Origin of the sequence: Photobacterium sp. Ph5 (assembly GCF_022129445.1) — a bacterium.
Lineage (GTDB): Bacteria > Pseudomonadota > Gammaproteobacteria > Enterobacterales > Vibrionaceae > Photobacterium.
Genome location: NZ_JADQAQ010000003.1, coordinates 82,273 through 103,354 on the forward strand (window position 1 = coordinate 82,273; position 21,082 = coordinate 103,354).

22 protein-coding genes and 1 other RNA gene are annotated in these 21,082 nt (G+C 42.5%); 17 read left to right on the plus strand and 6 right to left on the minus strand.

The window, feature by feature from the left end:
- Positions 1 to 13 precede the first annotated feature (13 nt).
- Together I3259_RS02060 and zapG are read right to left on the minus strand one after the other, a co-directional pair.
- Complete coding sequence (locus tag I3259_RS02060; protein WP_238028159.1) at positions 14 to 1,381, minus strand: Do family serine endopeptidase; 1,368 nt, start codon at positions 1,379 to 1,381, stop codon at positions 14 to 16.
- 114 nt (positions 1,382 to 1,495) lie between these two features.
- Positions 1,496 to 1,954 (minus strand): Z-ring associated protein ZapG, encoded by a 459-nt coding sequence (zapG, locus tag I3259_RS02065; RefSeq protein ID WP_238028102.1) that lies wholly within the window; start codon positions 1,952 to 1,954, stop codon positions 1,496 to 1,498.
- Between the two features lie 189 nt (positions 1,955 to 2,143).
- On the opposite strand from zapG, the gene zapE reads away from it, so the two are divergent.
- The 8 genes from zapE to sspB all read left to right on the plus strand — a co-directional run bounded on the left by zapE (position 2,144) and on the right by sspB (position 8,561).
- Entirely contained in the window at positions 2,144 to 3,247 is a 1,104-nt protein-coding gene (gene zapE, locus I3259_RS02070) for a cell division protein ZapE (RefSeq protein WP_238028160.1), read from the plus strand.
- Positions 3,248 to 3,529: 282 nt separating this feature from the next.
- A complete protein-coding gene (gene rplM, locus I3259_RS02075) occupies positions 3,530 to 3,958 on the plus strand; it encodes a 50S ribosomal protein L13 (protein ID WP_005371187.1) in 429 nt (142 codons plus the stop codon).
- A gap of 15 nt (positions 3,959 to 3,973) precedes the next feature.
- Positions 3,974 to 4,366 (plus strand): 30S ribosomal protein S9, encoded by a 393-nt coding sequence (gene rpsI / locus I3259_RS02080; RefSeq protein ID WP_005371189.1) that lies wholly within the window; start codon positions 3,974 to 3,976, stop codon positions 4,364 to 4,366.
- A 376-nt stretch (positions 4,367 to 4,742) separates the two neighbouring features.
- Positions 4,743 to 5,333: a ubiquinol-cytochrome c reductase iron-sulfur subunit gene (gene petA, locus I3259_RS02085; protein WP_238028103.1), complete on the plus strand. Its 591-nt coding sequence runs from the start codon at positions 4,743 to 4,745 to the stop codon at positions 5,331 to 5,333.
- A complete protein-coding gene (locus tag I3259_RS02090) occupies positions 5,333 to 6,598 on the plus strand; it encodes a cytochrome bc complex cytochrome b subunit (protein WP_238028104.1) in 1,266 nt (421 codons plus the stop codon). The genes petA and I3259_RS02090 overlap by 1 nt, the downstream gene beginning before the upstream one ends.
- On the plus strand, positions 6,595 to 7,332 hold the full coding sequence (locus I3259_RS02095; RefSeq protein WP_238028105.1) for a cytochrome c1: 738 nt from the start codon (positions 6,595 to 6,597) through the stop codon (positions 7,330 to 7,332). Before I3259_RS02090 ends, I3259_RS02095 begins: the two co-directional genes overlap by 4 nt.
- An 85-nt stretch (positions 7,333 to 7,417) precedes the next feature.
- Positions 7,418 to 8,056, plus strand: a complete 639-nt coding sequence (gene sspA / locus I3259_RS02100; protein ID WP_005371197.1) for a stringent starvation protein SspA — start codon at positions 7,418 to 7,420, stop codon at positions 8,054 to 8,056.
- A gap of 1 nt (position 8,057) precedes the next feature.
- A complete protein-coding gene (gene sspB / locus I3259_RS02105; RefSeq protein WP_238028106.1) occupies positions 8,058 to 8,561 on the plus strand; it encodes a ClpXP protease specificity-enhancing factor in 504 nt (167 codons plus the stop codon).
- Positions 8,562 to 8,626: 65 nt separating this feature from the next.
- Here sspB and I3259_RS02110 read toward each other — a convergent pair whose 3' ends face one another.
- From I3259_RS02110 to I3259_RS02125, 4 genes are read right to left on the minus strand one after another with little or no spacing between them, the layout of a single operon-like run.
- Positions 8,627 to 9,169, minus strand: a complete 543-nt coding sequence (locus tag I3259_RS02110) for a BON domain-containing protein (RefSeq protein ID WP_238028107.1) — start codon at positions 9,167 to 9,169, stop codon at positions 8,627 to 8,629.
- A 3-nt stretch (positions 9,170 to 9,172) separates the two neighbouring features.
- Positions 9,173 to 9,763 carry a DnaA initiator-associating protein DiaA gene (diaA, locus tag I3259_RS02115; protein WP_238028108.1) on the minus strand — a complete coding sequence of 197 codons (591 nt, stop codon included), beginning with the start codon at positions 9,761 to 9,763 and terminating at the stop codon, positions 9,173 to 9,175.
- A gap of 2 nt (positions 9,764 to 9,765) precedes the next feature.
- Positions 9,766 to 10,125: a YraN family protein gene (locus I3259_RS02120; protein WP_255721044.1), complete on the minus strand. Its 360-nt coding sequence runs from the start codon at positions 10,123 to 10,125 to the stop codon at positions 9,766 to 9,768.
- A complete protein-coding gene (locus I3259_RS02125; RefSeq protein ID WP_238028110.1) occupies positions 10,118 to 11,842 on the minus strand; it encodes a penicillin-binding protein activator in 1,725 nt (574 codons plus the stop codon). Before I3259_RS02125 ends, I3259_RS02120 begins: the two co-directional genes overlap by 8 nt.
- 103 nt (positions 11,843 to 11,945) lie before the next feature.
- Between I3259_RS02125 and rsmI the strand changes: the two genes are divergently transcribed.
- The 9 genes from rsmI to mraY all read left to right on the plus strand — a co-directional run bounded on the left by rsmI (position 11,946) and on the right by mraY (position 21,082).
- Positions 11,946 to 12,806 carry a 16S rRNA (cytidine(1402)-2'-O)-methyltransferase gene (gene rsmI / locus I3259_RS02130; RefSeq protein ID WP_005371210.1) on the plus strand — a complete coding sequence of 287 codons (861 nt, stop codon included), beginning with the start codon at positions 11,946 to 11,948 and terminating at the stop codon, positions 12,804 to 12,806.
- A gap of 147 nt (positions 12,807 to 12,953) precedes the next feature.
- Positions 12,954 to 13,342: RNase P RNA component class A (gene rnpB / locus I3259_RS02135), an RNA gene on the plus strand.
- Positions 13,343 to 13,608: 266 nt separating this feature from the next.
- Positions 13,609 to 14,067: a division/cell wall cluster transcriptional repressor MraZ gene (gene mraZ, locus I3259_RS02140; protein ID WP_238028111.1), complete on the plus strand. Its 459-nt coding sequence runs from the start codon at positions 13,609 to 13,611 to the stop codon at positions 14,065 to 14,067.
- Between the two features lie 14 nt (positions 14,068 to 14,081).
- Positions 14,082 to 15,029 (plus strand): 16S rRNA (cytosine(1402)-N(4))-methyltransferase RsmH, encoded by a 948-nt coding sequence (gene rsmH, locus I3259_RS02145; RefSeq protein ID WP_238028112.1) that lies wholly within the window; start codon positions 14,082 to 14,084, stop codon positions 15,027 to 15,029.
- Complete coding sequence (gene ftsL, locus I3259_RS02150; RefSeq protein WP_238028113.1) at positions 15,026 to 15,346, plus strand: cell division protein FtsL; 321 nt, start codon at positions 15,026 to 15,028, stop codon at positions 15,344 to 15,346. The genes rsmH and ftsL overlap by 4 nt, the downstream gene beginning before the upstream one ends.
- A gap of 2 nt (positions 15,347 to 15,348) precedes the next feature.
- Positions 15,349 to 17,100 carry a penicillin-binding transpeptidase domain-containing protein gene (locus I3259_RS02155; protein ID WP_238028114.1) on the plus strand — a complete coding sequence of 584 codons (1,752 nt, stop codon included), beginning with the start codon at positions 15,349 to 15,351 and terminating at the stop codon, positions 17,098 to 17,100.
- Between the two features lie 3 nt (positions 17,101 to 17,103).
- Positions 17,104 to 18,621 (plus strand): UDP-N-acetylmuramoyl-L-alanyl-D-glutamate--2,6-diaminopimelate ligase, encoded by a 1,518-nt coding sequence (murE, locus tag I3259_RS02160; RefSeq protein WP_238028115.1) that lies wholly within the window; start codon positions 17,104 to 17,106, stop codon positions 18,619 to 18,621.
- Positions 18,618 to 20,000 (plus strand): UDP-N-acetylmuramoyl-tripeptide--D-alanyl-D-alanine ligase, encoded by a 1,383-nt coding sequence (gene murF, locus I3259_RS02165; protein ID WP_238028116.1) that lies wholly within the window; start codon positions 18,618 to 18,620, stop codon positions 19,998 to 20,000. The genes murE and murF overlap by 4 nt, the downstream gene beginning before the upstream one ends.
- Complete coding sequence (gene mraY, locus I3259_RS02170; protein ID WP_238028117.1) at positions 20,000 to 21,082, plus strand: phospho-N-acetylmuramoyl-pentapeptide-transferase; 1,083 nt, start codon at positions 20,000 to 20,002, stop codon at positions 21,080 to 21,082. Before murF ends, mraY begins: the two co-directional genes overlap by 1 nt.

Genomic DNA, 21,082 nt, shown 5'->3' on the forward strand with positions numbered 1-21,082 from the left:
GAGAAATGTATTGTTATCGAATGATCAGATACAGGACGTTGTTACCACGTTTGACTTCCATCGCAAGCACATCAGGTTTTGCTTCAAGTGCTTTACGAAGTTCTCCGAGGTTATTTATCTTATTACGGTTTAGGCCGATAATAATATCACCTTTTTGTAGGCCATAACGTGCAGCGATAGATCGCTCATCAAGTTTTGATACCTTAACCCCTTTGACTTTATCGCCAGCAACGGTATTGGTAAATTCAGCACCGGCTAGGCTAGGGTGAAGATTATCAGCTTTTACTTTATTTTCACTTGCCGCTTTTAAAGTCACATTGACGGTTTGCTTTTTACCGTCGCGAATAATACCTAAAGTTAGTGTCTTACCAGCACCCATAGTCGCAATTTTCGCTCGTAACTCACTGAAGGTACGGATAGGGTTACCGTTTACTTCGGTAATAATATCTCCCGCCTTCAGCCCTGCTTTTTCAGCAGAAGAGTCAGGCATCACTTGGTTGACAAATGCACCGTGGTTAGTTGAATAACCGAAGGTTTTAGCAAGCTCTGCAGTTAATTCACCGCCTTGAACACCCAAAATCCCGCGTTTTACTTGGCCAAATTCTAAGATTTGATCAGTTAAGCTTTTCACCATATTAGAAGGAATAGCAAAGCCAATACCGACATTACCGCCGTTAGGGCCAACAATCGCGGTGTTAATACCAATGAGTTCACCATTGAGGTTAACTAATGCGCCGCCTGAGTTACCGCTATTGATTGCAGCATCGGTTTGAATAAAGTTTTCAAAGTTCTCGATATTTAAGCCACTACGACCCAATGCCGAGACAATCCCTGATGTTACTGTTTGGCCTAAACCAAACGGGTTACCAATGGCGACAGTAAAATCACCGACACGTAATTTATCGGAGTTCGCCAGTTTTACTTCCGTTAAGTTTTCTGGTTTGTCTATCTGTAGTAATGCAATATCGGACATGCCATCGCTACCAATAAGTTTGGCATCGACTTCACGTCCATCAAAAAGCTGAACACTGATTTTATCTGCGCCATCAATAACATGATGGTTAGTGACTATATAGCCTTTCTTTGCATCAACAATAACCCCAGAGCCTAAACCTCTAAATGGACGCTCTTGGACTTGCTCTGAAGGGAAGTCTGGACCAAAGAAATAACGGAAAGACTCAGGTAAACGTTGCTTAGAAACGTGCTTACCTTCAACGGCAATACTAACAACCGCGGGTGTGACTTGTTCCAACATTGGCGCAAGGCTTGGCATGGGTTGGCTATCAACAGAGGTAGGTAATGCAGCAATTGCAGTTACTGGGGTAATAGCAGAACTGATACCTAATGCTAACGCAGTAAGAACAAGAAAAGGCTTTTTAATCATTATTGAACTCCAGTTTACAAGTGACATTAAGACCTATAAAAAGAAGTCAAAGTTCACTTTCACTCACTTTTTTACGAATAAACAGCAAGTGAAAGTGAATAAATGTGACAATTAGCTCGCTTTTGGCTCGGCATGTAGTTGAGCTTTTTCTTCTTCTGTCACTGCGGTGTTTTGCCCCTTAAATAATCCCGTCGCGCCATTAGCGTAATCGCGAGGGGCTTGGTCAATATTTTCCTCGTCTTTTGCATCGTCTTTCACTGCTTCTAAACTGGTGATGCGTTTTGCAAAAGGGTTATCTTGTGCTGGAAGGTTTGGCATCAACTCGGTTGAGGTTTTTGCCATATGCTCGTAAAGTTTGCTGTAATCTTTAGCGACATTATCGAGTAAATCAGCACTGCGAGCAAAGTGATCAACGAGTTCTTGGCGGAACTGTTCGAGCTCATACTTTGATTTATCAAGCTCTTTTTTGAGTGTTTTTTGCTGTTTTACACTTTTGTTTGTTAGACGAACGGCAAGAGCACCAATTAAGATCCCTGCTAAAAATATAATAATGGCCCAAGTCATGGTCATGAATAAACTCCTTGTGACTTATACGTATATACGAATATTCGTGTATCAATGTTTATCAACGATGGCTGTCACGTTACTATACCGTGAGGTTAAGCGACATGATAGTCAATAAATATGATGTAAGAGTCATGTTGCGGTTCTGCCTCTCATAATTAGAGATAACTCATGGATGAAACAGGTAAGGTTAGGATGACGCCACTAGAAAAGTATCAACTCGATTTACAGCAAACAGATTTTTTTGCTGATCCCGCACAAGCCAATGCTGTTTCCCATCTTGATAATTTATACCATCGTATATTAGCGCCTAAACCTGAGCCTAAACTGTCTTTTATCCAACGTTATTTTAAATCTAACTCAACTCAAGCAGATATTGTGCCAGTGAAAGGATTATATTTTTGGGGAGGGGTGGGACGAGGTAAAACTTATCTTGTTGATACCTTTTACGATTGTTTACCACTTAAACGTAAAACGCGGATGCATTTTCATCGTTTCATGCATCGTGTACATCATGAATTAAAACAATTAGATGGAGTTGAAAATCCATTAGAACACGTTGCTGATAAATTCAAACAAGAAACAGATATTATTTGTTTTGATGAGTTTTTTGTTTCTGATATTACTGATGCGATGATTTTGGGGACTTTGCTTGAAGCGTTATTTAAGCGGGGGATCAGTTTAGTCGCGACATCGAATATTCCCCCACTAGAGTTGTATCGAAATGGTTTGCAACGAGCGCGATTTTTACCTGCTATTGCATTGATAGAGCAGCATTGTGACATCGTTAATGTTGATGCTGGCATTGATTATCGTCTGCGAACGTTAGAACAAGCTGAAATTTACCATTACCCATTAGATGAATGTGCAACAGAGAATTTAAAACGTTACTTCGAACAATTAACCTCCGAGCCTCGTAATCAGCAAAAAATGATTACCATTAATTCACGGCAAATAATGGTGCAGCGAGAAGCGGATGGAGTGGTGCAGTTTAGTTTTAACCAATTATGCCAAACGTCACGTAGTCAAAATGATTACATGGAAATAGCACAAATCTATCATACGGTTATTCTATCTGATGTGCCGCAAATAACGGCGCAGGAAGACGATGCTGCACGGCGCTTTATTGCCATGGTTGATGAGTTTTATGAGCGAAATGTCACTTTGATTATTTCAGCGGCAGTACCTCTTGAACAACTTTATCAGCAAGGGCGATTAACCTTTGAATTTAAGCGATGTTGTTCACGTTTAATCGAAATGCAAAGCCATGATTACTTAGCCAAGCCGCATTTAGCATAGAAATTGCCTCGTTATTGGATGTTGCTTTTAATGATAATCAGGATTTATCGACTGCTTTTGCCCTAAATTGTAGCTAATAAGAAAAAAAGACATTTTTTTTTAGGAAAAGAGGTGATTTTTTCCTCACCCTTCCCTATAATCTTGCGACCCACCGTACCTGTGAAGGCGAAAGCCTGGAGTGCCAACCACTCGAAGGGGTGATGACTGGGCTCTTATACAGAGGGATCATCATTTGATGGTTCTAGTAAGTGAAACTATTTAAATTATTGGGTATTAATTAGCATGAAAACTTTCGTTGCTAAACCAGAAACTGTAAAACGTGACTGGTATGTTGTTGACGCTGAAGGTAAAACTCTAGGTCGTCTTGCAACTGAAATCGCTTCTCGTCTACGTGGTAAGCACAAGCCGGAGTACACTCCACACGTTGACACTGGTGACTACATTGTAGTTATCAATGCTGAGAAAGTAGCAGTAACTGGTAACAAGCGTACAGATAAAATGTACCACCACCACACTGGCTACATCGGCGGCCTTAAGTCAATCAGCTTTGATAAGCTAATCGACAAGAAACCAGAAATGGTTATTGAAACTGCTGTTAAAGGCATGCTTCCTAAAGGTCCTCTAGGCCGTGCTATGTACCGTAAGCTAAAAGTTTACGCAGGTACTGAGCACAACCATGCTGCACAACAGCCTAAAGTACTAGACATCTAATTGGGAATTATGACAATGGCAGAGAATCAATACTACGGCACTGGTCGCCGTAAAAGCTCAGCAGCTCGCGTTTTCATCAAACCGGGTACTGGCAACATCGTTATCAACAAGCGTAGCATCGAAGAATACTTCGGCCGCCCAACAGCGCGTATGGTTGTTCGTCAACCTCTAGAGCTTGTTGAAATGACTGAGAACCTAGACCTATACATCACTGTTAAAGGTGGTGGTATCACTGGTCAATCTGGTGCAATCCGTCACGGTATCACTCGCGCTCTTATGGAGTACGATGAAACTCTACGTCCTGCTCTACGTGCAGCTGGCTACGTTACTCGCGACGCTCGTTGCGTTGAGCGTAAGAAAGTTGGTCTACGTAAAGCACGTCGTCGTCCACAGTTCTCTAAGCGTTAATTTTCGCTTCCAGATTTTATCTGGTTACTGTGTACAGAAAGCTCAACCTTCGGGTTGGGCTTTTTTTTATTTATTAATAAGTTACCCCTCAATTTTTTTCCTTATTTACTATTTCATTATTGCTTTCTACGCCGAAAAAAATCAATTTTAAGTAACGATGTTATCGCCAGGTTGTAAAAAAGAACGCGCCTCTCACATTTGTTGCAAAAAAGTAGCTTTAACTTGTCAAAATATCGCCTTTTCTTTATCCTCTTGATGTTGGAAACAGTTTAAATTTGTAATTTTACTGTTACCTTTTCGTTGGAAGTTAGCCGTAGCTCCAGGGACGCATAAGGACATAATAATAATCCAAAGCGGGAGTAAGGGAGAATATTGGATGAGCAATGCGCCAGTAAGTAAAGGACGACGTCGCTTTCTGACCGCAACAACCTCGGTTGTTGGCGGGTTGGGAGCTGCAGCTGTCGCCGTTCCTTTTATCAAATCATGGAATCCGAGTGCGAAAGCAAAAGCAGCCGGTGCCCCTGTCGAAGTTGATATCAGTAAATTAGAAGATGGACAAATGGTTCGCGTTGAATGGCGAGGCAAACCTGTGTGGGTTGTTCGTCGCAGCGAAGCTATTTTACAAGAGTTAAGTACCCATGATGGTCAATTACGAGATCCTTCATCAGAAGAACCTCAGCAACCATCTTATGCACAAAATGAATTCCGTTCAGTAAAGCCTGAAATCTTTTTAGCCGTGGGTATTTGTACTCACCTTGGCTGTTCTCCGACTTATTTACCAGATAGCTTTAATGAACAAGTAAATGGCGTATCGTCAGGGTTCTTCTGCCCATGTCATGGTTCCAAATTTGATATGGCAGGTCGTGTGTTTGCAGGCGTGCCTGCGCCATTGAACCTCGTGATACCTCCATATCAATTCTTAGATGACAACACGATTATCGTTGGTGTTGATGGGGAGGTCGCATAATGGACGCGCTATTAGGTTGGATTGAAAAACGTCTACCTGTAATGAATGCTTACAAGAAGCACGTTTCAGAATATCCAATGCCGAAAAACTTTAACTTTTGGTACATCTTTGGCTCACTAGCCATGCTAGTACTGGTCAATCAGATCGTCACAGGGATCTGGCTGACCATGAACTATGTGCCATCAGGCGATGGGGCATTTGCTTCCATTGAATATATCATGCGAGATGTGGAATACGGTTGGTTGTTGCGTTATATGCACTCAACAGGCGCATCGGCATTTTTTGTGGTGATTTACCTGCATATGTTCCGTGGTTTGATCTACGGTTCTTACCAAAAGCCTCGAGAGTTATTGTGGCTATTTGGTATGTTGATCTTCCTTGTTCTAATGGCTGAAGCCTTTATGGGATACCTATTACCATGGGGACAAATGTCATACTGGGGCGCACAGGTAATTATTTCATTATTTGGTGCAATACCGGTTATTGGTGATGATCTTACACTGTGGATCCGTGGTGATTACGTGATCTCAGGAGCAACACTAAACCGTTTCTTTGCGTTACATGTTATTGCGCTGCCAATTGTATTGTTGTTGCTTATTGTATTACACGTACTTGCACTACATGAAGTAGGCTCAAACAACCCTGATGGTATTGAAACTAAATTACCAAAAGGTTCAAAAGGTGAAGGGTATAAGACACAATTCCCATTCCATGAGTACTACAGCAAGAAATATGACATCATTGATTCGATCCCATTCCATCCATATGGAACGGTAAAAGATATGGTCGGTGTCGCTGTCTTTGCTTTCTTCTTTAGTTACGTGATTTTCTTTAACCCAGAAATGGGAGGTTACTTCCTTGAGCCGCCTAACTTTGAAGCTGCAAACCCGCTAAAAACACCTGAGCATATTGCACCTGTTTGGTATTTCACTCCGTTCTATGCGATCTTGCGCGCGGTACCCGATAAGCTATTAGGTGTAGTGGCAATGGGAGCATCGATTGTCTTCCTATTCCTGTTACCGTGGTTCGATCGCTGTAAAGTTCGCTCTTTCCGTTATCGTAGCAAAGTGCATTTGATCAACATTTGTCAGTTCACTATAAGCTTTATTGCATTAGGTATTTTAGGTGCGCTACCAGCAACTCCTACCTATACATTGCTTGCACAGATCTTTAGCTTTGCTTACTTTATGTTCTTTATTTTGCTGTTCTTCTACAGTAAAAATGAGGCAACAAAACCGCTACCAGAGAGGGTGACATTCAAATGAAAAAATTGATTGTAACGCTGCTGGCGGTGCTTCCTACCTTTGCTTTTGCAGCAGGTGGTAATGTACCTTTAGATGCGGCGAATAATGACTTAACAGATAAAGCATCACTTCAACGTGGCGCAAAGACATTCATGAATTATTGTTCTGGATGTCATTCAACAGAATATCAACGTTACGAGCGAGTAGCAGAAGATCTTGGTATTCCTCCAAAGTTAATGAAAGAGAATTTGATTTTTGATCAAAACGCTAAAATTGGTGATTTGATGACAAATGCGATTTCAACAGAGTATGCGGGGGCTTCATTTGGCGCACCTGCACCTGATTTAACCTTGGTTGCGCGTGTTCGAGGCACAGATTGGATCTATACTTACTTACGATCCTTCTACGCTGATCCGAGCCGTCCATTTGGTGTGAATAATGTCGTGTTCCCAAGTGTCGGTATGCCACATGTTCTTGAAGAACTACAAGGCGCGCCACATAAAGTATTTGAAACCAAAACGATTGACGGTGAGAAAGTTCAAGAGTTTGTAGGAATCGAATCTGATGGTACCGGAGAGCTAAACGCCGAAGAATATGACGACATGGTACGTGATTTGGTTAACTTCCTCGATTACTCTGCTGAGCCAATGAAGCTGGAACGACAGCAAATGGGCTTGTGGGTGATGGGCTTTATTGCGGTATTCTTTGTTTTAACAGTATTGTTGAAGAAAGAATATTGGCGTGATGTCCACTGATAAGGTAATCTAGTGGGTTAAGAATCTCGCAATGGGGGCTTAAGCCTCCATTGCTTTTTGTGTATTAAATATACTGGAGGGGTTGATGGCTGTTGCTGCCAATAAACGCTCTGTGATGACTCTGTATTCTGATGCTTCAGACATCTACAGCCATCAGGTGCGTATCGTACTAGCCGAGAAAGGTGTTAGTGTTGAAATCGAGCTGGTTGATCCATTGAATCTACCTGAAGATCTGTTAGAGCTGAATCCATATCAGTCAGTTCCGACATTGGTTGATCGTGAATTAGCACTATACCAAGCGAACATCATTATGGAGTACTTGGATGAGCGTTTTCCTCACCCACCTCTAATGCCGGTTTACCCTGTTGCTCGTGGTAACAGCCGTCTAATGATGTACCGTGTTGAGCGTAACTGGTACTCACTTGCAGAGAAAATCAATACTGGCACTGCTGATGAAGCTGATAAAGCACGTAAGCAATTACGTGAAGAGCTACTTGCATTAGCACCAGTATTTGCAGAATTCCCATTCTTCATGAGTGATGAATTCAGCCTTGTTGATTGTTATCTTGCTCCACTATTATGGCGTCTACCTGAAATGGGTATTGAACTAAGTGGTGCTGGTGCAAAAGAAGTGAAAACTTACATGACACGTGTATTTGAACGTGATTCTTTCCTAGCTTCATTGACTGAAGCTGAACGTGAAATGCGTTTAGCTGGCCAGTAGTATGGATATGGAAAAAATGACACCGCGTCGACCTTATCTGTTGCGGGCATTTTATGATTGGTTAGTGGACAATGATCTCACACCTCACTTGGTTGTTGATGCAACATTACCAGGTGTACAAGTACCAATGGAGTTCGTTAGTGATGGTCAAATCATCCTAAATGTAGCTCCTCGTGCAGTGGGTAATTTAGAACTGGGTAATGAAGCGGTTAGCTTTAATGCGCGTTTTAGTGGTCGTCCACATTCTGTTATCGTACCTATGTACGCTGTGCTTGCTGTTTATGCGCGTGAAAACGGAGCAGGAACAATGTTTGAGCCAGAACCTAGCTATGAATCAGATATGCCTGTCTTTGATGATGTTGATGATATCGAAGAAATGATTGATGACGCGTCAGAGTCAAGCTCTCCATTTGCCGTGGTAAGTGAAACTGAAATTGCGGGTGATGAGCCTGATGATGAGCCACCACGTCCTCGTGGTCGTCCAAGCTTACGTGTTGTTAAGTAATTAGTTTCTCTTTAATAAAAACGCAGCCAATAGGCTGCGTTTTTTTATGCATTTATAAAGCGCTGTTAGCTATTTTGATGTGGTTCAAATAATGTAACAACTTTTTGTACCCCACTGATATTGCGTGCGATATTCACAGCAACATCTCCTTGGCGTGGTGTTACGTAGCCTAATAGATAGACTTTTCCACCTTCGCTGATCACTTTAATCACCGCGCCTGTGAGTTGTTTACTCGCGATAAGCTGGGATTTAACTTTTGTTGTTAGCCAAGCATCATAACTAATATCACCAACTCCTAGTAAGGGTCTTACTTCGAGCTGGTTATAGACATCTTTGACATTAGCAAGATGTCTCACTTGCTGACCAAATTGCGCTTTTACTGAAGCTGATGTAGCTTGACCAATCAATAATACTTTGCCGTTAAGGGACATGCTATTTGCACTAATTGAGCGTGTAAATTGGCGACTATTCGCCATGCCTGCAATATCCATTTCAACTTTTTGATCTTGCCAGTGTTGTTCTATATCTCGTGGATCTTGTGTAGAAAAACTTGAACATCCTTGTAACACAAAGACGCACACAAGAAGTAAGCGACTTAGCCAATTCATGGGTTATCCTTCGTGGTGCGGGAAGAGTACTTGGTCAATAAGATCGCATAAGCAATGTACTGTTAATAAGTGAACTTCTTGAATACGAGCGGTTCGTTGTGAGGGAATTCGGATTTCAACGTCTTGTACGCCAAGTAATCCTGCCATTTCACCGCCATCTTTACCCGTTAAAGCAATGATCGTCATATCTCGTGTGAGTGCCGCTTCCATTGCTTTGATAATATTTTTACTATTACCACTGGTAGATAAAACAAACAGAATATCCCCGGCTTGACCGAGAGCACGCACTTGTTTTGAAAATACTTCATCGTGGTGATAATCGTTAGCAATCGCTGTCAAAATTGTTGTGTCAGCGGTTAATGCTAAAGCGGGAAGGCTTGGGCGCTCAGTTTCAAAGCGGTTAATAAGACATGAAGCAAAATGTTGTGAATTAGCTGCTGAACCACCATTACCGCAACATAAAATTTTATTACCGTTTAATAGGCTTTGCACCATAACTTGGGCGGCTTTTGAGATGGAATCTGGAAGTGCTTCTGCTGCTGCAATTTGAGTTTGAATACTTTCGGTAAAACTTTCGCGAATGCTATCTAGCATGATTAACCTTCAACTAAGATGTTGGTATGCCACTCGATATGGTGTTCTTGGCCTTCAATTGTCACGACATCAAACCGACATTCAGTTTGTTCGATTGAAAAGCCATTTTTTTGTAACCAAAAAAGGGCGGTGCGTTTGATTTTTTGTTGTTTATGCCAATTCACCGCTTCTGAAGCTGAACCGAAATGGCGATGTGTCCGGTATTTTACTTCAATAAAGACAAAACATTTACCTTGTCGCATAATTAAATCAATTTCACCACCGCGACAGCTAAAATTTCGTTCGATAAGCTTAAGACGGTGGCGAGACAAAAATTGTTCCGCCATCCGTTCATAAGCTTGACCTTGCTGTCTTTTATTCAGGTTGAATGCCGTCTACGGTGAATTTACCCCAATCAATTTGGCGGTTAATTACACATTGGTGGTCGGCACTTAATTTACCAGTAGCGCCTTGTGTAGTGTAATCACTCATTGCACGTAATTGCGGTAATTCAGTACTTAACAGGTAGGCATCCATACCAAAGGCATGAAGACGAATACTTGTGTTGCCTTCATTAGGCCACAACTGGTTGAAACGCTCCATATAACTTGCTGGAGGGTTGATTAAGAGTGGAATATCACCAAGTTCAACACCACGGATCTCTGGAGAGTTTCCTTTGCGATCAGGGTTACTTCGAGAGCCGACATAAATTTGTGGAGGATTACCACTTGGCGGTAATGATGCTTCAATAAATGGTTTGATAGTCATCAATTCATTTTTACTAGCAACTATATAAATAGCATCGGTACGGCTACCTGGTGCGCGACCAAATACTTGACGGATTTGCTGTGGGATCTCGTCACGAGCACCAAAGGTAGCTATCTGTGCTGGTTGACTATTTAAGCTTGTCCATTCTTGATTAAAGGCGGTACTGACTCGTTGACCGTAACTGTTCGAAGGTACAAGTACCACAGGGTTACGATGACCCTCACTGAAAATATGCTCTGCGGCTTGTTCTGCATCTTGCTCTGGCGATAAAGCAAAATAACAAGCATTAGGGTGACTACTATTAATTTCAGGTGGCATATTTAACGCCAGTGTATTGATGTGAGTCGTATTATCTTGCTGAAATTCTAATATTTTATTTTTACGCAGTGGACCTACAACAAATTGTGTTCCATTTTGTTGTAGTTTCGCCATGATCGAAGCCATAGGTTCAGCTTCAGTATCATAGATATTAAGTTCTGTATCAGCGTTTCGCCCTGCATCGTCCATCATGGCATTTACGAAGCCATCACGAACGGTTTTACCTTGTGCGGCAAAGCGACCGGATAAGGGTAAAAGTAAGGCAACATTATCCAACTTAATGGCTTTAAGATTCATTACCGCTTCTAGCTCAGCCGGTAAATATTGATTAGCTGGATGGTATGGATGTTGGCTTAACCATTGTTCAACCGCATCTTTTAGCTTTCCGGGTTGACGGCTAGCGCTATTTTTAAGCATGGCAAGTTCAACCCAGCCTTTCAATACGCCTTCATCACTACCAATTTTTACGTTGCTAAGTTGTGTGTTGGAGTAACCGGATAAATCATTCCACAGGTTATTCCAATTGGCTGCTTTTTGATCATGACTTAAGTAAAAATCAAGTTTGCTACGTTCACGGGCTGCTTGAAATTTATGATTAAGTTGATCTAATAATTCAGCACGGAAAGTGTAATAGCGTTGGTACTGACTTTTAGTTAACTGCCAAGATGGTTGGAAGTTCAAACTATTAAGTGCTTCTTGATATTGCCCTTGATGATAGCGGATCGCAGCACGAGCAAGTTGCCATTCAGCAATTTGCAAAGGGCTCATCGATTGTTGTGATAGTTTGGCTACTTGTTGGTCAGCTTGCTGCCATTTGCCTTCTTCTATCATTGCTTTAAGAGCTAATATTTCCCAGTTAATACGCTCGGCACCTTTACTGGCTTGAGCTTTACTGAGGTAAGCGGCTGAGCTTTGAGCGGCTGCCGCAGTGATATCCGTTAATGGAGCCTGCTGATTGTACAGGTTTGGCGTGCTACATCCTGCTAAAATAACAGCAAGGGCTACAGGCGCCATTAGTCGTGATACACTTTTACGCTTATGGGTAAAATTGGGCATTGAATTCATTCAACTGTGACAAATTACTCTTGATATTAATTGCAGATGAGATCTAAGACAAATGAGTGAAACCAATTCAAGCATGGTTGATGTTGCTACGTTATACATCGTACCTACACCCATCGGTAATTTGGCTGATATAACACAACGAGCATTAGACGTATTAGCAAATGTAGATTTGATTGCTGCTGAAGATACTCGCCATACATCACGCTTGTTATCCCATTTCTCTATCTCAACCCGCACCTTTGCGCTTCATGATCATAATGAGCAGCAAAAAGCTGACTTCTTGATTGAAAAGCTTCAGTCAGGTACCAGTATTGCTTTGGTATCGGATGCTGGTACGCCGCTGATCAGTGATCCAGGGTATCATCTTGTTAATCGCTGTCGTCAAGCGGGTGTTAAAGTTGTGCCATTACCAGGCCCATGTGCAGTGATCACTGCCTTGAGTGGTGCTGGTTTACCTTCTGACCGATTTAGTTTTGAGGGTTTTTTACCCCCTAAAAGTAAAGGTCGCCGTGACTGTTTTCAAGCGTTAGCAAACGATGAGCGCACGTTAATTTTTTACGAATCGCCACATCGTATTAATGATTCCCTGAGTGATATGTTAGCCGTGCTTGGTGCCGAACGCCAAGTAGTATTAGCGCGTGAGTTAACAAAAACTTATGAAACAATCCATGGTGCACCATTAGGAGAGTTAATTGAGTGGCTTGCTGAAGACAGTAATCGTGTTCGTGGCGAGATGGTGGTTTTAGTCGCCGGTCATCGCGCACAAAAAGAAGAACTATCAGCAGAGTCATTACGTACATTGGGTTTGTTAGTAAAAGAATTACCATTGAAAAAAGCCGCAGCATTGACGGCGGAAATTCATGGTGCGAAAAAGAATGCGCTGTATAAGTGGGGTTTAGAAAACTTAGGCTAAAAATAAAATTAACGGCTTCCAATTTTTTGTGCTTTGTATGACAAGAGTTGATGGGAATCCCCCTTTTTTGCTGTTTTTTTAGCCGGGCTGTAATTTTGTTTCGTTTTTCGCTAGCAACTGTGATCGTTGTCTTATACAATCCGTGTCGGAGTTGGTCAGGTAATCGCTGCTTCATTGATGTCCTTTGGGAGACTGATGAAGGGGAGGAAAGTCCGGGCTCCATAGGGCAGGGTGCCAGATAACGTCTGGGGGGCGCAAGCCCACGACAAGTGCAGCAGAGAGCAAACCGCCGATGGCCTATTGCTTGCAATAGTGCACAGGTAAGGGTGAAAGGGTGCGGTAAGAGCGCACCGCGCAGCTAGTAATAGTTTGTGGCAGGGTAAACTCCACCCGGAGCAAGACCAAATAGGTCCCTAATGGCGCGGCCCGCGTTGGGGACGGGTAGGTTGCTTGAGTCTGTGAGCGATTGCAGACCTAGACGAATGATTGCCGCCGCGCAAGCGGAACAAAACCCGGCTTATCGACCGACTCCCTACATTTAGAGAAGGTGGTGTTTGGATAACAAACACCACCTTTTTTTCGTCTTATTCCCGCATAAACATAACTTTTCGCTTGATGACTACAGAGTGTGTTAGAACTCTGTTTGAATTACTGTCAGACGCTTGACATCGTTTTTGTCTCATACGTACACTTTATGGTGGGAATTTGTGGGGAAAAGTGGTGCTTTCTCATTCTGTTTATTTTTATTCTGCTAAAGTCGGTTACTACGGCTGATTTTTAGTATCATTGAATGGGCATTTGAATGTTAAGAGGCGCAACAGTTATATCGCTCGATAACAAAGGACGCATTGCGATTCCTAAGCGTTATCGTGCCGAAGTAACAGATCATTGCGATGGCTTATTCGTTTGCACTATTGATCACCAGTTTTCTTGCTTGTTGCTCTATCCCATCAGTGAATGGGTACACATTGAAGCTAAGTTAGCGACATTATCAAGCCTTCATCCTGCGGAGCGTCGAATTCAACGTTTGTTACTCGGCTACGCTAGTGAATGTGATATGGATGGGCAGGGACGAATACTACTTCCTGCTACCTTACGACAATACGCGCACTTACAAGATAAGATCATGCTTGTAGGCCAATTAAATAAATTTGAAATTTGGTCTGAATCTTTGTGGCAACAGCAAATTGAACACGATATCAACCTTCAGGCTGAGGATGCGATAACACAGTCATCGCGCCTTAGTGAGCTTTCACTTTAGCTGAACTTATATTTATGTCTGAACAATTTGAGCACGTTTCCGTTTTACTGAATGAATCTGTAGACGGATTAGCAATTAAACCCGACGGTATTTATATCGATGGTACCTTTGGCCGAGGGGGACACAGTCGCCTTATTCTTTCTCATTTAGGTGAGAATGGTCGTCTTTACAGTATTGACCGAGATCCTCAAGCGATTGCTGAAGCTCAGAAGATTGATGATCCTCGCTTCGAAATTATCCATGGTCCATTCTCTGGCATGGAAAAATACATGGAAGAGCGTGATTTAATTGGTCGTGTTGATGGTGTGTTATTAGATTTAGGTGTGTCATCACCGCAATTGGATGATGCCGAACGCGGCTTTAGCTTTATGCGAGATGGCCCACTTGATATGCGTATGGATCCTACATCAGGTCAGTCAGCTGCTGAATGGTTAGCAGAAGCGGAAGCGGATGATATTGCATGGGTCCTAAAAGAGTTTGGTGAAGAGCGTTTTGCCAAGCGTATTGCTCGCGGTATTGTTGAGCATCGTGAAAACCCGGAAAAAGAGCCATTAACACGTACCCGTGAATTAGCGAGCTTAATTGCAGCGGTATCGCCGTTTAAAGATAAGCACAAACACCCAGCAACACGTAGTTTTCAAGCGATTCGTATTTACATCAACAGTGAGTTAGATGAAATTGAAACAGCGCTAAACGGTGCGGTGAATATTTTAGCTCCTGAAGGTCGTTTATCTGTGATCAGTTTCCACTCCTTAGAAGATCGTATGGTAAAACGCTTTATTCGTAAACAGAGCAAAGGACCTGACGTTCCTGCTGGTTTACCGCTTACTGAAGAGCAAATTAAAGCCTTAGGTAGCGCCGCGCTTAAAACGGTAGGCAAAGCGATTAAACCTTCTCAAGATGAATTAGGGTATAACACGCGAGCGCGTAGCTCTGTACTACGGTTGGCTGAGCGTCTATGAATCAACCTACAGAATCATCATTGAATCTGGCTCGCCTGATTGGACGTGATCTCGTCACCGTCGGGCTTGTTCCTCTCATTCTTTCTTTTGTTATTCTCGCATCAGCATTGTCTGTCGTGTACATCACCCATGACACACGCCAGCAAATTGTGAAACAAGAACAATTATTAACTGAGCGTGAAGGCTATGATGTGGAATGGCGAAATCAGATCCTTGAAGAAAACTCGCTTGCAGAGCACAGTCGTATTGAACGATTAGCTGAGACTGAACTCAAAATGCAACGACCATCCGCTGATAGTGAAGTTGTTATACAGTAAACATGAAATTATTTAACCGTTCGACGTCGAAAAATAGCGTAACTAAGAAAGCGAAACCATTTATTAAGTGGCGCTTTACTGTTGTTTGTATTTTTATCTTGTTGGGATTTTTCGGCTTAATTGCTCGTGCCGCGTATATACAGGTACTGGAACCTGGGCGTCTTATTCAAGAAGGTGATGCACGTTCTTTACGAACAAAGTTAATGCCTTCTGCGCGTGGTATTATTTCTGATCGTAACGGTGAACAGTTAGCGGTTAGTGTGCCTGTTCAAGCGGTATTTGCTAACCCTGCAGAAATATTTAAACATGGTGGGTTAAGTGATGTGGAGCGATGGCATGCATTAGCTGATGTGTTAGATCTCGACCGCAGCTGGCTATTACATGAATTAGAAACAAAGAAAAAACGCCGTTTTATCTATCTTGCCCGTCAAGTTAGTCCTGCGATGGCAAATTACGTCCATAAATTGAAACTTCCGGGTATTGGTTTAAAAGATGAGTCTCGCCGCTTTTATCCTTCAGGTGAAGTTAGTGCGCACTTATTAGGCTTTACTGGTATTGATGGTCATGGCCTTGATGGTGTTGAAAAAACCTATGACGGCTGGTTAACCGGAGAGCCAGGCCGACGCACTGTACGTAAAGATCGCTATGGTCGCGTGGTTGAAAATATTTCTCAAAAAAGTCGCCAACCGGGTAAAGCATTACAACTTAGTATTGATCAGAGAATTCAGGCGGTTGCATATCGAGCGGCTAAAGAAGGCGTGATGGATATCCCCGCGACTTCTGTCAGTATTGCGGTATCAGATGTGCGTACTGGTGAAATTCTGGCGATGGTCAATGCACCATCGTTTAACCCAAATAATCGTAATGATCGCCAACCATATAAAATGCGTAACCGTGTCATTACCGATACTTTTGAACCTGGCTCAACAGTGAAGCCTTTCGTTGTGTATACCGCGCTTAAGCATGGTATTGCGAATGAGCACACATTAATTGCGATCCCTCAAAGTAAGCATTTCCGTGTGGGTAGCAAAGTTATCACCGATGTTTCGCGTATCGAACCATTAGCAACGGTACAACGCATCCTACAAAAATCGAGTAACATTGGTGTGACTAAGTTGTCACTCGCAATGCCCGTTGATTACATCATTGATACTTATCGTAAAGTTGGTTTTGATGAGCCATCAGGTATTAACTTGATCGGTGAAACAACGGGTCATTTCCCTAACCGTTACCGTTGGTCTGATATTGAACGTGCAACGTTAGCGTACGGCTATGGTTTATCGTTAACGCCAATTCAGTTACTCCATGCTTACACTACGCTGGGTGCTTATGGTATTAAACGCCCATTATCAATACTAAAAACTGAGAAAGTCGTACCAGGTGAGCAAGTGCTCGATCCAAAGATCGTTAAGAAAGTCTTGTTAATGATTGAATCAGTAACCGATAAAAAAGGTGGCGGTGGTGGCTGGCGAGCAGCGGTTCCAGGTTATCGAGTTGGTGTGAAGACAGGTACGGCTAAAAAGGCAATTGCAGGCGGTTACGGTGATGATTACTTCTCTTACACCGTGGGTGTTGCGCCGATCAGCAATCCTCGCTTAGCGATCGTCGTTATGGTTAATGAGCCGAAAGGTAAAGTTTTCTATGGTGGTGCTGTTGCTGCGCCAATTCTATCAAAAGTATTAGGCAGCGCTTTACAGATTTTAAATGTTCCGCCAGATGCAGATACGTTGCATAAAGTTGATAAGGGAGCCTAAATAATGGCATCGTCGAAGGTTGTGATGAAATTAGGGGCACTGTTATCACCGTGGCTGGCAATTGATAAGTTGCCTCTTGAACTTACAGAGAGCCAGATTGACGCGATAACATTAGACAGTAGAGAAGTCACCGCCGGGAGTTTATTTGTAGCGGTGAAAGGACACACTGTTGATGGTCGTCGATTTATTGAAACGGCGATTAAGTCAGGAGCAAGCGTTATTATTGCAGAGTCTGATGGGATTGCTAATGAAGGGGATGTAGCACTGAAAGATGGTGTTTATATTGTTTACCTTCAAGATCTTAATCAGAAGCTATCCGCAATTGCTGGACGCTTCTTTGATCATCCAGATCAAAAGCTAGCACTGTATGCTGTAACAGGGACTAACGGTAAAACCACCATTAGCCAATTATTAGCACAATGGGCTAATTTAATTGGTTACAAATCGGGTGTGATGGGGACGACCGGAAATGGTTTGTTGACTTACTTAAAACCTGCAGCAAATACCACTGGTAGCGCGATTGAAATTCAACAAACCTTAACCCAACTTGTCGAGCAAGGTGCTGATTTTGCTGCGATGGAGGTTTCATCACATGGCCTAGTTCAAGGTCGTATTCGTGATCTTCATTTCAAAGCAAGTATCTTTACCAATTTAAGTCGTGATCATTTAGATTACCATGGCAACATGCAAAATTATGCTGAAGCAAAGAAATCTCTATTTATCGAGCATGATGCAGGCGTACCAATTATCAATGCGGATGATGCTATTGGCGCGGCATGGCTAAAAGATATACCACATGCGGTAGCCGTTGCGATTGATCCACAAGCGGTTGTCAGTCATGTTGGCTTAAAGCTGTGGGCGACAGACGTCCAGTTCAGTACTCAAGGTGTCACGATTGAATTTGATTCAAGTTGGGGAGGCGGTAAATTTACTGCGCCATTGGTTGGATCATTTAATGCCACCAACTTGTTGTTAGCGTTAGCGACATTACTCGCAACTAACCATTCAATGACTGATTTACTTGAAAAAGCACCTAAATTACAAGCAGTAATTGGACGTATGGAAGTTTTTCAAGACACTGACAAAGCCATGATGGTGGTCGATTATGCTCATACGCCAGATGCGTTAGAGAAAGCATTGCAGGCACTGCGTGTGCATTGTGACGGTAAGTTATGGTGTATTTTTGGTTGTGGTGGTGATCGTGATAGCGGTAAGCGGCCGATGATGGCTGAAGTTGCCGAGCGCCTTGCAGATCAAATTATTCTGACTGACGATAACCCTCGCAGTGAAGATCCAAAAGCGATAGTTGACGATATGCTAGCAGGCCTTATTTCTCAAGAATCCGCAACTATTATTCATGATCGTGAAACAGCTTGTCGTCATGCGCTTAGTCATGCTTCTTACCAAGATATTATCTTAGTAGCTGGCAAAGGGCATGAGGATTATCAAATTCTAGCGGATCGTACTATTCATTATTCTGACCGAGAAACGGTAGCTGCATTATTAAAGGAATTGGCATGATTGACGTTCAACTAAGTCAGCTTGCATCGGTATTAAATGCCGAATTAATTGGCGCTGATACTTCAATTGCTGCGGTATCGACAGATACACGTAATATCCCATCAGAAACGCTATTTATCGCGTTAAAGGGTGAGCGTTTTGATGCTCATGATTTTTGTCAAACAGCGAAAGATAACGGTGCTAAAGCACTATTGGTAAGTAAACGCTTACCTGTTGAGTTACCACAGTTAGTTGTTAGTGATACACGTATTGCTTTAGGGTTGATGGGCGCATGGCTTAAAGCTCAAATGACTGAAAATTATGGTTTAAAGACATTAGCATTAACCGGAAGTTGCGGTAAAACAACCGTAAAAGAAATGTCTGCCGCGATTTTAGCTAATAAAGGTCAAGTATTAGCAACCGCTGGTAATTTTAATAATGATATTGGTGCGCCACTGACTTTATTGCGTTTAACACCTGAATATCAATATGCAGTGATTGAGCTTGGTGCTAACCATCAAGATGAAATTTCGTATACCACGAATTTAGTTAAGCCTAATGTTGCGTTAATTAATAATATTGCAGCTGCGCATTTAGAGGGGTTTGGCTCGTTACAAGGTGTAGCAAAAGCAAAAGGCGAAATTTTTGAGGGGTTGGTACAAAATGGCACTGCCATTATTAATCTTGAATCGAATGATTTAGCATTATGGCAGCCACTATTAGCGCAGCATCAAGTATTAACATTCTCGACAGACTCGCATCAAGCGGATTATTTTGCTGAAAAGATAAAGATTACCAATCAAGGGTTAGCTTGTTTTACAATGTGCACCCCAATTGGCAAGATCGACGTTAATTTAGCACTAGCGGGAATGCATAATGTATCCAATGCGTTAGCTGCGGCTGCGTTAACGATTTCGTTAGGTGCAACATTAGCCGATGTTAAAGCTGGGCTTGAGACAATGGCAAATGTAAAAGGTCGTCTTGATATTACAGAGCCTTATGCAGGATTACGTCTGATTGATGATACCTATAATGCCAGTGTTGCTGCGGTAAAAGCAGCTATTGAGGTGTTAGCAAGCTTTGAAGGTAAGCGCTACTTCATTTTTGGCGATATGGCTGAACTAGGTGAAGAAAGTGATAACTTACACCGAGATGTGGGTGAATTTGCTAAAGCAAAACAGCTTGATTGTGTGATGACGTTTGGTCATTCAAGTGCTGTTGTTAGTGAGCTCAATCAAGGACAACACTTCAGTGATAAAGGTGCGCTAATCATGTCACTGAAACAACAATTACAACAATATTCTCGTCAACCTGATGCTGAGACTGTCACTGTGCTAGTAAAAGGCGCAAGAAGCTCGAAAATGGAAGACGTAATTGCAGCCTTGCAGGAAGATAAATAATGATTTACTGGTTAGCTGAACAATTTCAGTCAACACTCCCTTTTTTCCGATTGTTCGAATACCTTACATTTAGAGCAATCATGAGTATTCTAACAGCGCTGCTGTTTTCGTTATGGTTGGGACCTCGGATGATAGCCCGTTTGCAAATGCTGCAAATTGGTCAGGTAGTACGTAACGAAGGTCCTGAGTCTCACTTTAGCAAACGTGGTACGCCGACCATGGGCGGTATCATGATCCTTGCTGCGATCACTTTTACTGTACTGCTATGGTGTGACTTAACTAACCCTTATGTTTGGGCTGTACTCATCGTGATGTTGGGTTATGGTGCTGTGGGCTTTGTTGATGATTACCGTAAAGTCGTACGTAAAAATACCGATGGCTTGATTGCGCGTTGGAAATACTTCTGGCAGTCAGCTATCGCATTAGTTGTTGCTTTTGCGCTATATGCCTACGGTAAAGATACTGCTGCCACCCAATTAGTTGTGCCTTTCTTTAAAGATGTCATGCCTCAACTTGGTCTGTTCTACATCGTGATGACTTACTTTGTGATTGTTGGTACCAGTAATGCGGTAAATCTAACTGATGGTCTTGATGGTTTAGCGATTATGCCAACAGTGATGGTATCGGCAGGTCTTGCTTTTATTGCATGGGCAACGGGTAACTTTAACTACGCAGAATACCTTCATATTCCGTACATCAAAGATGCTGGTGAGCTAGTAATTGTCTGTACTGCTATCGTTGGTGCAGGTCTTGGCTTCCTATGGTTTAACACCTACCCTGCACAAGTCTTTATGGGCGATGTTGGCTCATTAGCATTAGGTGGCGCACTGGGTACGATTGCTGTTCTTGTTCGCCAAGAGCTACTGCTTGTGATCATGGGCGGTGTCTTTGTAATGGAAACAGTGTCGGTAATCCTACAGGTAGGTTCATATAAACTACGTGGTCAACGTATCTTCCGTATGGCACCGATTCACCACCATTACGAATTAAAAGGCTGGCCAGAGCCACGTGTTATCGTGCGCTTTTGGATCATTACATTGATGTTGGTATTAATTGCGTTAGCAACGCTTAAGGTTCGTTAA

What these genes read in the sequence shown, in the direction of transcription:
- zapG (WP_238028102.1), bottom strand. Translation starts at nt 1,954, where the DNA reads ATGACCATGACTTGGGCCATTATTATATTTTTAGCAGGGATCTTAATT.
- sspB (WP_238028106.1), top strand. Translation starts at nt 8,058, where the DNA reads ATGGATATGGAAAAAATGACACCGCGTCGACCTTATCTGTTGCGGGCA.
- I3259_RS02125 (WP_238028110.1), bottom strand. Translation starts at nt 11,842, where the DNA reads ATGGCGCCTGTAGCCCTTGCTGTTATTTTAGCAGGATGTAGCACGCCA.
- rplM (WP_005371187.1), top strand. Translation starts at nt 3,530, where the DNA reads ATGAAAACTTTCGTTGCTAAACCAGAAACTGTAAAACGTGACTGGTAT.
- ftsL (WP_238028113.1), top strand. Translation starts at nt 15,026, where the DNA reads ATGAATCAACCTACAGAATCATCATTGAATCTGGCTCGCCTGATTGGA.
- rsmI (WP_005371210.1), top strand. Translation starts at nt 11,946, where the DNA reads ATGAGTGAAACCAATTCAAGCATGGTTGATGTTGCTACGTTATACATC.
- mraY (WP_238028117.1), top strand. Translation starts at nt 20,000, where the DNA reads ATGATTTACTGGTTAGCTGAACAATTTCAGTCAACACTCCCTTTTTTC.
- sspA (WP_005371197.1), top strand. Translation starts at nt 7,418, where the DNA reads ATGGCTGTTGCTGCCAATAAACGCTCTGTGATGACTCTGTATTCTGAT.
- diaA (WP_238028108.1), bottom strand. Translation starts at nt 9,763, where the DNA reads ATGCTAGATAGCATTCGCGAAAGTTTTACCGAAAGTATTCAAACTCAA.
- murF (WP_238028116.1), top strand. Translation starts at nt 18,618, where the DNA reads ATGATTGACGTTCAACTAAGTCAGCTTGCATCGGTATTAAATGCCGAA.
- I3259_RS02155 (WP_238028114.1), top strand. Translation starts at nt 15,349, where the DNA reads ATGAAATTATTTAACCGTTCGACGTCGAAAAATAGCGTAACTAAGAAA.
- I3259_RS02090 (WP_238028104.1), top strand. Translation starts at nt 5,333, where the DNA reads ATGGACGCGCTATTAGGTTGGATTGAAAAACGTCTACCTGTAATGAAT.
- murE (WP_238028115.1), top strand. Translation starts at nt 17,104, where the DNA reads ATGGCATCGTCGAAGGTTGTGATGAAATTAGGGGCACTGTTATCACCG.
- mraZ (WP_238028111.1), top strand. Translation starts at nt 13,609, where the DNA reads ATGTTAAGAGGCGCAACAGTTATATCGCTCGATAACAAAGGACGCATT.
- rpsI (WP_005371189.1), top strand. Translation starts at nt 3,974, where the DNA reads ATGGCAGAGAATCAATACTACGGCACTGGTCGCCGTAAAAGCTCAGCA.
- I3259_RS02110 (WP_238028107.1), bottom strand. Translation starts at nt 9,169, where the DNA reads ATGAATTGGCTAAGTCGCTTACTTCTTGTGTGCGTCTTTGTGTTACAA.
- rsmH (WP_238028112.1), top strand. Translation starts at nt 14,082, where the DNA reads ATGTCTGAACAATTTGAGCACGTTTCCGTTTTACTGAATGAATCTGTA.
- petA (WP_238028103.1), top strand. Translation starts at nt 4,743, where the DNA reads ATGAGCAATGCGCCAGTAAGTAAAGGACGACGTCGCTTTCTGACCGCA.
- zapE (WP_238028160.1), top strand. Translation starts at nt 2,144, where the DNA reads ATGACGCCACTAGAAAAGTATCAACTCGATTTACAGCAAACAGATTTT.
- I3259_RS02095 (WP_238028105.1), top strand. Translation starts at nt 6,595, where the DNA reads ATGAAAAAATTGATTGTAACGCTGCTGGCGGTGCTTCCTACCTTTGCT.